The 11,808-nt window shown below is 40.6% G+C and carries 10 protein-coding genes; 4 read left to right on the top strand and 6 right to left on the bottom strand.

Annotated features, from left to right (window positions below; genetic code table 11):
• Positions 1-221 precede the first annotated feature (221 nt).
• The 3 genes from FBQ94_RS03240 to FBQ94_RS03230 form a co-directional block, all read right to left on the bottom strand.
• Positions 222-1,193 carry a chromate resistance protein ChrB domain-containing protein gene (locus FBQ94_RS03240; RefSeq protein WP_007220497.1) on the bottom strand — a complete coding sequence of 324 codons (972 nt, stop codon included), beginning with the start codon at positions 1,191-1,193 and terminating at the stop codon, positions 222-224.
• Positions 1,194-1,567: 374 nt separating this feature from the next.
• Positions 1,568-2,389 (bottom strand): hypothetical protein, encoded by an 822-nt coding sequence (locus FBQ94_RS03235; RefSeq protein WP_040543242.1) that lies wholly within the window; start codon positions 2,387-2,389, stop codon positions 1,568-1,570.
• Between the two features lie 113 nt (positions 2,390-2,502).
• Positions 2,503-3,126, bottom strand: a complete 624-nt coding sequence (locus FBQ94_RS03230) for a hypothetical protein (protein ID WP_007220495.1) — start codon at positions 3,124-3,126, stop codon at positions 2,503-2,505.
• A 215-nt stretch (positions 3,127-3,341) separates the two neighbouring features.
• On the opposite strand from FBQ94_RS03230, the gene FBQ94_RS03225 reads away from it, so the two are divergent.
• From FBQ94_RS03225 to FBQ94_RS03210, 4 genes are all read left to right on the top strand, one after another.
• Positions 3,342-3,749 (top strand): hypothetical protein, encoded by a 408-nt coding sequence (locus FBQ94_RS03225; protein WP_285441983.1) that lies wholly within the window; start codon positions 3,342-3,344, stop codon positions 3,747-3,749.
• Positions 3,750-4,024: 275 nt separating this feature from the next.
• Positions 4,025-5,557, top strand: coding sequence for an efflux RND transporter periplasmic adaptor subunit (locus FBQ94_RS03220; RefSeq protein WP_007220493.1), 1,533 nt, complete (start codon positions 4,025-4,027; stop codon positions 5,555-5,557).
• A gap of 54 nt (positions 5,558-5,611) precedes the next feature.
• Positions 5,612-5,962, top strand: a complete 351-nt coding sequence (locus tag FBQ94_RS03215) for a four helix bundle protein (RefSeq protein ID WP_007220492.1) — start codon at positions 5,612-5,614, stop codon at positions 5,960-5,962.
• 87 nt (positions 5,963-6,049) lie between these two features.
• A complete protein-coding gene (locus FBQ94_RS03210) occupies positions 6,050-9,196 on the top strand; it encodes an efflux RND transporter permease subunit (protein ID WP_007220491.1) in 3,147 nt (1,048 codons plus the stop codon).
• A gap of 193 nt (positions 9,197-9,389) precedes the next feature.
• On the opposite strand, the gene FBQ94_RS03205 is transcribed toward FBQ94_RS03210, so the two are convergent.
• The 3 genes from FBQ94_RS03205 to FBQ94_RS03195 all read right to left on the bottom strand — a co-directional run bounded on the left by FBQ94_RS03205 (position 9,390) and on the right by FBQ94_RS03195 (position 11,555).
• Entirely contained in the window at positions 9,390-10,751 is a 1,362-nt protein-coding gene (locus FBQ94_RS03205) for a hemolysin family protein (protein ID WP_007220490.1), read from the bottom strand.
• A 321-nt stretch (positions 10,752-11,072) separates the two neighbouring features.
• Positions 11,073-11,255, bottom strand: a complete 183-nt coding sequence (locus FBQ94_RS03200; protein ID WP_007220489.1) for a hypothetical protein — start codon at positions 11,253-11,255, stop codon at positions 11,073-11,075.
• An 81-nt stretch (positions 11,256-11,336) separates the two neighbouring features.
• Positions 11,337-11,555 (bottom strand): hypothetical protein, encoded by a 219-nt coding sequence (locus tag FBQ94_RS03195; protein ID WP_007220488.1) that lies wholly within the window; start codon positions 11,553-11,555, stop codon positions 11,337-11,339.
• Between the last annotated feature and the right edge of the window lie 253 nt (positions 11,556-11,808).

The following is an 11,808-nucleotide window of genomic DNA, read 5'->3' as shown; positions in this document are numbered from 1 at the left end:
TGAAAAGCCCAAAGTATTGCAGATTTTCCTTGCTGTTTTTAAAATGATCATTAAGTGGCGGCATATCTGTTATCTCCTTTCTTTGTCTTGATTGTATAGGAAGTTTTATTCATGCGTGTTTGTGGTAGGGTGGATTAAGCGAAGCGAATCCACCATATCATAAAATATTGAAGGTGGATTCGGCGTAAAAACCAACGCCTTAATCCACCCTACTTATAGTTTTAAGAGTAATAGTGATAGAGGGCATCAAATATCTCCATACCCTTTCCCAATAACTTATTATCGTTGTTGAGCTTTTTGCTAAGACCCGTGATAATTTGATCTATTCCATCGGCCTCTTTGCGATTATATTTATTATCTTTCAAATCTATATCATGCACAATTTCTGCAATTGGTCGTAAAGCAGGGTCTTTTAAATCAAACGCTTTGATTAAGGTTTCAAAGGTACAGTCATCGCCATGATGGGTAAACTCTGCGCCATACATATCGAAAGGTACAGTATTTTTTGGTAGGTTATTTTCTCCTTTGGATAGAAAGACAAACTTCGTATTTGGATCGATAAATCTTCTGATAAGCCAGGCAGATGCTAAACGATCAATATAAATATCTTTTCGCGTCACCCATTTTTTACCCAGAAAATCCTTTTTTTGATAAACTTTATTGATCACAGGTACTTCTTCTTTCATTTTTTTAGACCATTTTTCTATCTTCTGGCGTATAAATTCAATTTTTTTCAGGAGTACATCTCTCTGTGGGGTATGGAAAAAATCGATCTTTGCTACCTCATCAGCACCTTTTATTATCTCGCTTAATTTCCTTTTCAAATCTTCCACAAAACGGTCTGTTACTCCTTCTGTCCCTTCTATCTGTTCTACTTGTTTTAGCACATCATTGCATTGATCAATGAATGGAACATATTCCTTATTACAGGATTCTTGAAAGGTTTTTATAATCTCTTCATTGTGCTTTTTGTCCATTGATTCAGTAATAAAGAGTGATGCATCACTTCCACTGTCTCTAATTTGTTTACAAATCCACTGCATACTCTCCTCATGTTCCTTAGTGTAAGGGAGTAAATATACGGCATTTTTGAAAAGTACGGCTCCCAGTTTTTTCAGATGACGCCAGACCTTTACTCTAAGGTTTGGTGCATCTTGTGCAATTTGATGTGTAAGAAGTATCCATTTATTCATAGTTATTATTAAATTAGGCCTACGGTAACTTTCATTTCTTATCAAATCAAAACGTAGGGCAAGGCTTTAGCCTTGCTTCCCGCTTGAACGTATACGGGGAATAGCAACCCTAAAGGGTGCCCTACGTAATTGAAATTCCTATACATTACATGAGGCTGCCTTTGGTAGCAATTTTTTAGATATACGACCAATGGCCGGTTAAACAACCCCCTAACCCCCTTTACTAAGGGGGAAAAACCCCTAGCCCTCTTTCTTAAGGGGGATTTCCTCAAGTCCCCCTTAGTAAAGGGTAAAGGGGGATTCAGGGGGTTGTCTGGTTTGCTCTGATACAAACTTTGAATTTCCTTAACATTAAAACCGAAAAACTATTTCATCTAGGGAAATGCCCATTCAAATCCAGCAGTTATGCCCCATTCTACAACACTCTCATTCTCCGTAAACCAAAAGAATGGCGCTATATCATATTCTATCCCTTCCCCTCCCATTACTTTGATAACATTAAAAGGATTTGTCCAATCTATTCCTGCAAGAATAACATGTTGGCGTGGTTCTTCCTCAAACTTCTCAATTCCATATTCGGCAACAAAGCGCAAATCCTTATACAGGGGAAATGGGTAATCAATAAAGGTGCCAAAGGCTAATCTAAAATCATCCTTTCCTCCCAGCTCTACAACTTCTCCTTCTACAAGAAAATGCAGGCTAAACGTATCATATACATCCCATAAGCTTACAGCAATAAAAGCCGGTAAATTGAATCGATCTGTTTCACGCCTTTCCCTTGTGGTTGGAAAGTCTATTCCTATTTCTCCTCCTATCTGTATGTCCAATATATCGAATTTCCAGGTCTTGAATTCCTGTTTGTAGAAAATGGCGAATTCACTCACCGGTTCTATCAAATCACTTTCTCTTTCTACTAATAAGGCCTGAGCCCTATAATCAAATCCAATCTCCGCATTCCAGGGCAAACCGTAATCCAAATCAACCTCACCCGGAAACTCAAATCGTGTTACCTTTGAATCCTCGGACCTAAGCCTCTCTAATACAAAACCATATTCAAGCTCCCAGAGACCGGGAGCTTCAGCGTCTGCATCGTCTGCTATCTGGTATGGCCTTATGGCGAATACAGGGCGCTCTACCATCAATAATAGTCCAAAGATACAGAACAACACTGTCAATAATTTTTTTCTAAAAGTCATCCTAAAAAACCTTATTAGGGTAATAACAGCACAGACCCTATGAACCAAAGATATATAAACCTTTAGACCGCTCATGGGAGATAACCCATGCTTTTACTATAGCAAAAAGGCCTCTATTCGCTGTTAAGCATGAGATTATCAAAATACGTCCGGGCATCGGCCTTTGTCCATAAACCAATCTTGCCAACCTCTGGTAAAGCTGAATCCTTTACCTCCAGATACTTCTTTCCACCATAATAGCACTCAATATGATTATCCACCATAGTTACTCGAAGTATATACCAGCCTTTCCTGTGTTTGATGTCTGCGCTCTGCAATTGTGTTCTCTCTCCATTTACAACCTTGTAAACACGGTAGTTACTCTCTAATGGATTATAACGCACAACATAATAATTATTCGCATCCTTTACCCTCCAGACCAGTCCACCACCTTGATCTTCATCTCCTGCTATTGGCTTCATTTGTACCGATAGATCCACATCTTTTCTATCTGTACTGTTTACCAAAGCAAGATTAAATGTTGAACCAGAATTTTTTGCTAACTGTGCCAATACATGGGGTTTTGAAGGGGCCGTATCATCAACAATCACTTTCCATTCGCCTACTTCAGAGGTAAAGTCCTTTGCAATCGTATCAGCTTTGTCATTATCAAAATTCCATACCTTTGTCTCCGCCTGGGTTACTACGCCATTCATAAATAGCACCATCACACTAATAATAACGGCAATTAATTTCATTTTTAACTCCCTCCCTGAACAAAGACAATTTAATATATGTTATAATAGTAACGTAATGTTATTATTGTAACAACATCATCTTTTATGTCAACAAATTCTTATATAGGTAAGATTCGATTTTGCAGTCGATTTATGAAAATTTGTTGACACTGCAATATATTATGAATTAATATTGTTTTCAAAAATTTTTTAGTGTTTTGTTCTCCAAATCCTTTATGATAAAAATAAGACCAACCAAACTTCACTTACTATTAATAGCCCTTGCATTTTGTCTGTCAAATGCAACGATGGGCGAGCTTTTGGAACATGAACATAAAGTTCATTTTGTACACAATACTGTTCATGTCCATCACACGAATGGAGATCATAAATTAGGAGGTCATGGATTAGGAGAAACGGAACATAGAGACGTAAGGAATATTTTGTCTTTTGATTATTTATCAGGAAACACATCTGTCTCTCAAAATGTCAGTCTTACCCTAAAACATCATTTACCCCTATGTTTTTCACTTCGTCTGGATAATCAAATCCCCTGGTTTACTTCAAAAATCTTCTATCATTTGCCTCCGGATCAATATTATTCCACGAGATTATATCAACTCAATGCTACCTATCTTATCTAAATCAACCGTATTACCACATTCCACTTTGTTCGCAAATTTGTTTTCTTTCGGAAAATAGTGTCATTTTTTGTCTCTTTTTTTAACGGAAGTAAATACCCGCTATTTTTTGAATTAAAATAAGCGATTTACCACAGAGGACACAGATGATAAATATTGGCAGTAATTCTTTTTAAAAGATGAAAAAAGTTCTGCATGACATTATTATTTTAAAAGTTTTTCTTTGTGTTATCTGTGGTTAGGTTTTGACAATACCCCGATATTAAATAGGAGGAGATATGAATAAAGCAATTATTTCATTCATCATCGTTGCAGGCTTATTAGCAGGCTGTAATGATGATAATCATGAACTTGGTAATGCAGAACACGGGCATTTGCACGGAGATGAAGTACATACAGGAGAAGCGCTTGAACCGCTTGCTTACACGCTCTACACAGATAAATCGGAACTATTTGTAGAGTTTAAACCTTTGATCGTAGGAGAAACCTCAAAGTTCGCTGCCCATTTTACACAATTAGGAGAAAACTTCAAAGCAGTAACGGAAGGTTCCGTAACAGTTAGCCTGATCGGAAACGAGACACAACTAACTAATAAAGCCGAAGCACCATCATCTCCAGGCATTTTTCGATTGGCTTTAAATCCTGAAAATCCTGGCACATATCAGGTGGTCTTTGATATTCAAACGAAGGAGTTTTCCGACAAAATAACCATAGCCAATATCACTGTTTACCCTGACACACAAACTGCACTCGTAAACCAACAGGAACAAACAATCGGCGAAGAAATTGTTTATTTAAAAGAACAGGCATGGAAGATAGATTTTGCCAATAGGGAAGTAAAAAAACAGCCCTTTACTGAAATAATCAAAACCACAGGACAGGTCTTGCCTGCACCTGGAGACGAGACAACAATAATAGCAAAAAGCAAAGGCATCATAACATTCGGAAACAATAAAAAACTGATTGGTTCTTCGGTAAATGCAGGTGAAACACTATGTATCATTTCAGGGGCCGGTTTAACGGAAGGTAATGTAGACACGAAATACAAAGAAGCAAAAAATAACTACGAAAAAAGCAAAATAGATTTTGAACGAGCCAAAACATTGGTGAAAGACCATATCATTTCACAAAAATCTTTTCAGGAAATACGTCTACGATACAAAAATGCTCAAACCGCTTTTAACACTATTGAAACAAACTATACTACTGGTGGACACACAATCATGTCGCCAATACAAGGGTATATAAAAAATGTGATGATAAGCGAAGGAGTGCATGTTGAAATTGGGCAACCCATCGCTATCGTTTCCCAAAACCGCAAACTCATTTTAAAAGCCGAATTGCCTCAAAAGTATTTCTCAAAACTCAATCGTATTTCATCAGCAAATTTCATAACTGCTCATGACAGTAAAATATACAGCACTGACAGCTCAAATGGCAAGCTCGTTTCATATGGGAAAAGTGTCGATAATAACACTTATTATATTCCAGTAAACTTTGAGATTGACAATAATGGTGAAATCATTCCTGGCTTATTTGTAGAAGTATTTTTAAAAACTACGGTAATTAAAGATGCTCTAGTAATCCCTTATTCGGCGCTCATAGAGGAGCAGGAAAATTACTTTGCCTATGTGCAAATATCAGGCGAAGGATTCCAAAAGCGTGAATTAAAAATCGGAGCCAGTGATGGTATGAATGTGCAGGTATTAGCAGGCATAAAGGAAGGCGAAAGGGTTGTCACGAAAGGAGCCTACCAAATAAAATTAGCAACAATGTCAGGTAAAATGCCTGCTCATGGGCACGAACATTAATGAAATTTTGGATTATGAATGTTAAATTTTAGATGATAAAGGAGAACTTATAAAATGAAAAAGGGAAATATAATTCTTGAGAAATCATTCAATTTCGTCCTACAAATTATTGAGCTATACAAACAATTAATTACTGAAAAAGAGTTTGTGCTTTCAAAACAACTACTCCGAAGTGGAACAAGCATTGGAGCTAATGTTGAGGAGGCAACAGCCGCTATGTCTAAAAAGGATTTTACTGCAAAAATGTCTATTGCATCCAAAGAAGCAAGGGAAACAAGATACTGGTTAAGATTACTTGACAAAAGTAAAATCGTAAATATTGATTTCAATACCTATCTTAATGATATAGAGCAACTTATCAATATTCTTACTGCAATTGTTAAAACATCTCAAGAGAAATGTTGAATGTTAAATGTTGAATGAAAAACCAATAATTCAAAATTTCTACAATGTTAAATGAAAAGCCACTAATTCAAAATTTCTACCACTACCATGATAAATAAAATTATAGAATACTCCTTAAACAATCGCTTAATAATTATAGCGGCATCAGCGCTGCTTTTGATAGCGGGCATTTATACGGCTTCAAAAATGGAAGTTGATGTTTTCCCTGACCTTACTGCCCCAACGGTAGTAGTGTTAACCGAAGCGCATGGAATGGCTCCGGAAGAAGTCGAAAAATTAGTAACCTTTCAGATTGAAACGGTAGTCAATGGCGCCACCAATGTGCGCCGTCTAAGATCATCATCTGCCGCAGGAATATCCATTGTGTGGATAGAATTTGAGTGGGGGACGGATATTTTTAAGGCACGGCAAATAGTGAGTGAAAAACTCACAACCATAGCCGAAAAGCTGCCGCTGGGAGTTGGAAATCCTACACTTGCGCCTCAATCGTCCATCATGGGGGAAATTATGCTCATTGGTTTATCATCGGATAGCACGTCTCCAATGGATTTAAGAACCATTGCTGACTGGAATATCCGGCCAAGGTTATTAGCGATAGGAGGAGTATCACAGGTCATGGTAATTGGCGGAGAATTCAAGCAATACCAAATACTTGCGTCTCCCCAAAAAATGAAACATTACAACATTTCTTTAAACGAATTGCTGAAGGCAAGCAAAGAAAGCAATCTGAATGCTTCAGGTGGTTTCATGAACGAATTTGGTAATGAATACATTATAAGAGGTGTTGGAAGAACAAATAGCTTGGAAGAAATAGGTAATGCAGTAATTAAGGTTGTCAATAATGTTCCGATAAAAATAGAGGATGTTGCAGAGGTTAAAATAGGGGGAGCGATACCTAAAATCGGCGATGGTTCACTGAAAGCAAGCCCGGCAGTTATTATGACCATAGCAAAACAACCGGGCGCTAACACCCTGGAACTTACAGAAAAAATTGATAATGCCATTACAGAGATTGCCAAAACCTTTCCTTCTGACATTAAAATCAACACCAAAATATTCCGTCAGGCAGATTTTATTCAGGCCTCTATAAGCAATATCAAAGAAGCGCTCATAGAAGGTTCTCTCTTTGTTGTTATAACTATGTTCCTGTTCTTAATGAACTTTCGAACCACTATTATTTCCCTTGTTGCTATGCCCCTTTCACTGATCATTTCCATTATCACCCTTAAATTTTTGGGGTTAACCATCAATACCATGTCTCTCGGCGGGATGGCAATAGCTATTGGCGAGGTGGTAGATGATGCCATTATTGATGTGGAAAACGTTTTTAAGCGCCTGAAGGAAAATGCACAAAAAAGTATTGAAAGTCGAAAAAGCACACTTGTTATCGTTTACGACGCTTCAAAAGAGATGCGGTCTTCAATCCTTAATGCGACCCTTATCATCATCGTTGCTTTTATCCCCTTGTTTTTTCTTGGTGGGATGGAGGGGAGAATGTTGCAGCCCCTGGGTATCTCCTTTATCGTTTCTCTGTTTGCATCTCTCCTTGTTGCGGTAACACTTACCCCTGTGCTTTGCAGTTTTATGCTTACCAGCGACAAAATGCTTTTAAAACAAGCAAAAGGTAGCTGGACGGAAAGATGGCTTCACCGATATTATAATTCCGCATTGAAAAGAGTAATGAGAATGAAAAAAACAGTACTTGGGATATCCCTCGTGTTGTTCATTGTGGCGATTTTTCTCATGTTTGGTTTGGGACGGAGTTTCTTACCCGAATTTAACGAAGGCACCTTAACGATAAGCGCTGTCAGTATGCCGGGCATATCACTCGAAGAATCAAATAAAATTGGAAACAGGATTGAAACTATCCTGTTGTCAGTACCCGAAATCCCAATTACTTCACGCAGAACAGGAAGAGCCGAATTAGACGAACATGCGCAGGGTGTAAATGCCGCTGAAATTGATGCGCCTTTTGTTTTGGCAGGAAGAAGCAAGGAAGAATTCATGAAGGACGTTCGGGAAAAATTAAGCGCTGTTTCTGAAGCAAACATTACCATCGGGCAGCCCATAGGGCATCGTATTGACCACATGCTCTCAGGCACAAGGGCCAACATTGCCATCAAGCTTTTCGGGACAGACTTATCTAAAATGTTTTCTCTTGCCAACCAGATACAACGCAACATTAAAGACATAAAAGGGCTTGTGGATATTAGCGTGGAGCAGCAAATTGAAATTCCTCAGGTACAAATAAAAGCAAAACGGAATATGCTGGCCAAATATGGCATTTCAATAGGTCAATTTACCGAATTCATTGATGTCGCCTTTGCGGGAGAAAAAGTATCTCAGGTTTTTGAAAGTAACAAAAGTTTTGATTTGGTATTACGATTTAATGATGAGAACAGGGGCAAAATAGAAAATATCCGTAACGTTTTAATTGATACCAATATCAATCCAGACCAACAATCCAAAATTCAAAATTTAACATCTAAAATTCCGTTACATTATGTAGCTGACATTGTTTCGACAGCAGGCCCCAGCACCATTAACCGGGAGAATGTGCAACGAAAAATTGTGGTTTCAGCTAATATAGCAGGGCGTGATTTAAAAAGCGTAGTAAACCAAATCAAAGAAAAAATACATGATACTATTCAGTTGCCGGAAAACTACCACATTCAATATGGAGGACAATTTGAAAGTGAAGCAAAGGCATCGAAAATATTATTCTTCACCTCTTTCATGTCTTTATTCACTATATTCCTTCTGCTTTATCAGGAATTTAAAAATATCAAGCTTGCAGGAATTGTTTTTCTCAATTTGCCGTTGGCACTGATAGGCGGTGCCTTAAGCATTTGGTTTACCGGAGGAATCATAAGTATTCCCTCGATCATTGGATTTATTTCACTGTTTGGAATAGCAACACGTAATGGGATCTTATTGGTTTCGCATTATCAGGCATTGGAAAGTCAAGGTATTACTTTGTATGAAACTGTTATGAGAGGCTCTTTAGACAGACTAAACCCGATTTTGATGACTGCTTTAACTACGTACCTGGCATTGATTCCTTTAATAATAACAGGCGACTTACCTGGAAATGAAATACAAAGCCCCATGGCAATCGTGATATTAGGGGGATTACTCAGTTCTACCCTCTTAAATATATTTATTGTCCCTGTTGTTTACTACATTTCAAATGTCAAATGTGAGTGTGATATTTCTTCGTGTTCATGCACATGAGAGTGCCATAAACCATGCGGTACATCAGGCAGAATATGGGCCATGATGCTCATCATCATGTTTGTGTCAGTGATCATAGGTAATGGCATAATGGATATGTTCGTGTTACTATGATTGATATAAATAACTCTCAAACATTACGTTCAGTCGAGCAGCCAACGGGGCTGGAGAGCTGTAGCGTCTCCGATAGCCGTCATACCCCACCGGTCTGATGCATCGCCTTGTCCGGTGGCCACCCTTGCTCAAACCGACTCACCTGAGCTTCTTGGACTTTTTTCCGACGGACCTTGCGAACCACGACTCGAACAGCACCCCTTTCGACAACATCGCCCCCGCGAACTTCCCTGCCCAGATGACCGCTGACCCAATCATTGAGCGTACGGGCACCGGCCGTTGGGAGATAGATACTTAGGTCGATGCCGGTTGTGACTTTCAATCGATCAATGGAAACCCCTCCACCTGCAACCCAGGAGGAACCAGATTCGACAATGTGGGCAGGGAGGCGATCGTACTCGTCCTCAATCTCGCCCACCAATTCCTCCAGGATGTCTTCGAGCGTGACTATCCCCACCACCCTGCCGTCGGTGTCACGCACCAAGGCGATGTGTGTGTGCTCGCGCATCATCTGCTCAAGGCATAAGGCGATCCGTTCGTCATCCTTGAGGGACAGGATTGGGCGAATGATGGAACGGAACGTAAGTTCCCGTGGGGCCAAGCGCATCGTGGCAATAATATCCTTGAAGTTTGCGTAGCCGATGATAGTCTGCGGGTCGCCCTTCCGTGCGACTACGGGAAAGCGTGTATGCATGTCGAGGTGGGCTGTGATCAGGTTGTCCGCCAGTGAGGCGTTTGCATCGAGCGTGGTCACATGTTCAACCGGGAGCATGATAGTGCGGACTGAGCGTGACTGCATCTCCATTGCTCCCAGAATGATACGCTCTTCTCGGTGCCCAATAAGCAGCGAGGCGCGGGCCATGGCGGCTGTTGCGCGGAGTTCTTGAAGTTCTACCGTCTCAGGCTTGCCCGCACCGCCCGAGCCAAGGCGGCGCTCGCCCCACGACATGACACCCATGACGACCGTTTCAAACAACCACACGGCAGGCCAGACACTGAAGGAGAACCATCGCATGAAGGGCGAAAGGGTGAGGCACACCTTTTCCGCATTGCGCAGCGCGAACACTTTCGGTATCAACTCTCCGACTACGATTGTCACGACGGTAAGAGGGACAACCACGAGCGCAATGGCCAGAACCTCAGCCGTACCCTCTGAAACACCCAAGCGACTAATAAGGGCAGGGGCTACATCCTCTACAGCACCAGTCCCACCGACAGCCGCCGCGATGGCGCCAACCAGTGTAATCCCCAGTTGGACGACGGCCAGACTCGCCTCCATGTTCTGCTTCATGTACAGGGCGACTTTCGCCCCGCTCCGGTGATCATCTGCGAGCCTCCGTAGTCGGGCGAGGCTCACGGACGCCAAGGCAATTTCGTACGCTGCAAAAACGCTGTTGATGCCAATCATGGCGACCATGATGGTGAGTTCAAATCCCCACATATGCCCTTATATCAAGCCTCCTGTTGGTGAGCGACGATCCCTGCCATGAGTATCACAGGCAAGCAGAACGCTTCCACCGCCGAACATTAATTAGATTGATCCGCATACTATGCAGAATACAGATTTATAGTATATATAACATGCCTTTGATATGACAAGTATTATATTAGTAAGTACTTCAGACACCACGTATATCTCTTTTACACTTTTATCATGTCACCTTATACGAGATCAACATAAAATACTCTTGTTCCATTTCAAAGTATATCTCACAGAGAGATAATAGGAATTTATTTTTTTAAGAGAACGGATATCGTAATTTTACTTCTTTCTGCCAGCCTTTTCTATCCTGTCTATCTGCTCATGGAAAAAGTCTATTACTGCCTTGTCGCTCTGGACTGCCATTTTAAGGTGTTCATCTGTTAACTGCCCGCTTATCTTTTCTTCGCTTAGTCTCTTTGCGTCGTTGACATTCACCTTTCTCCCGGTATTGCGATTCGCCATATTTTGTAGGAATCCCATTTGTCGTCCGTGTACTTCATGCCACTATACTGCTGCATTTCCGCAGGATCGGCCAGATGTACCTTATATTTCGCCGCCTGTAATCCGTCCACCAGCCAATACCAAGTTGTACGTCGACTCCACCACAATCCCTTCTATCTTCTTCTGAAACGGCTCCAGTGTCTTTAATATCACACCAAGATCGTTGGTAATTTTCTTCCCAAATACCCGACTATCTTTTTTATCAATCACCCCTATGTAACTATTATCCGAATGTAAATCTATTCCCACAAAATAACTCATATCTGCTCCTCCTTTCTTACCGTTTTCACAGTTTGTTTCACGATGCCCTTATGATACAATTTGCCATCGCTTTGTAAAGGAGCCTTCTATATGATTATCACACCTTGATTAGTGGCGTGCCCAGCGAAGGGTACTACTTACTAACGGGTGCGAATCCCGTCATGGTAAAAGCCTGAGCCATGTAGCTTGGATGGCAGGAGGATAGGGAAACATTACCTTCTGAAGCCCATCGACAAAGTCGGCGTAAGGCCGG

The sequence above is a fragment of the Candidatus Jettenia sp. AMX1 genome, from assembly GCF_030263775.1.
GTDB lineage: Bacteria > Planctomycetota > Brocadiia > Brocadiales > Brocadiaceae > Jettenia > Jettenia caeni.
Note: the sequence above shows the minus strand (reverse complement) of the source record. Positions and strands in the feature narration are given on the sequence as shown.

Excerpts from the sequence above, each read along its gene's own strand:
- FBQ94_RS03240 (WP_007220497.1), bottom strand. The coding sequence starts at position 1,193 with ATGAATAAATGGATACTTCTTACACATCAAATTGCACAAGATGCACCA.
- FBQ94_RS03235 (WP_040543242.1), bottom strand. The coding sequence starts at position 2,389 with ATGACTTTTAGAAAAAAATTATTGACAGTGTTGTTCTGTATCTTTGGA.
- FBQ94_RS03230 (WP_007220495.1), bottom strand. The coding sequence starts at position 3,126 with ATGAAATTAATTGCCGTTATTATTAGTGTGATGGTGCTATTTATGAAT.
- FBQ94_RS03225 (WP_285441983.1), top strand. The coding sequence starts at position 3,342 with ATGATAAAAATAAGACCAACCAAACTTCACTTACTATTAATAGCCCTT.
- FBQ94_RS03220 (WP_007220493.1), top strand. The coding sequence starts at position 4,025 with ATGAATAAAGCAATTATTTCATTCATCATCGTTGCAGGCTTATTAGCA.
- FBQ94_RS03215 (WP_007220492.1), top strand. The coding sequence starts at position 5,612 with ATGAAAAAGGGAAATATAATTCTTGAGAAATCATTCAATTTCGTCCTA.
- FBQ94_RS03210 (WP_007220491.1), top strand. The coding sequence starts at position 6,050 with ATGATAAATAAAATTATAGAATACTCCTTAAACAATCGCTTAATAATT.
- FBQ94_RS03205 (WP_007220490.1), bottom strand. The coding sequence starts at position 10,751 with ATGTGGGGATTTGAACTCACCATCATGGTCGCCATGATTGGCATCAAC.
- FBQ94_RS03200 (WP_007220489.1), bottom strand. The coding sequence starts at position 11,255 with ATGGCGAATCGCAATACCGGGAGAAAGGTGAATGTCAACGACGCAAAG.
- FBQ94_RS03195 (WP_007220488.1), bottom strand. The coding sequence starts at position 11,555 with ATGAGTTATTTTGTGGGAATAGATTTACATTCGGATAATAGTTACATA.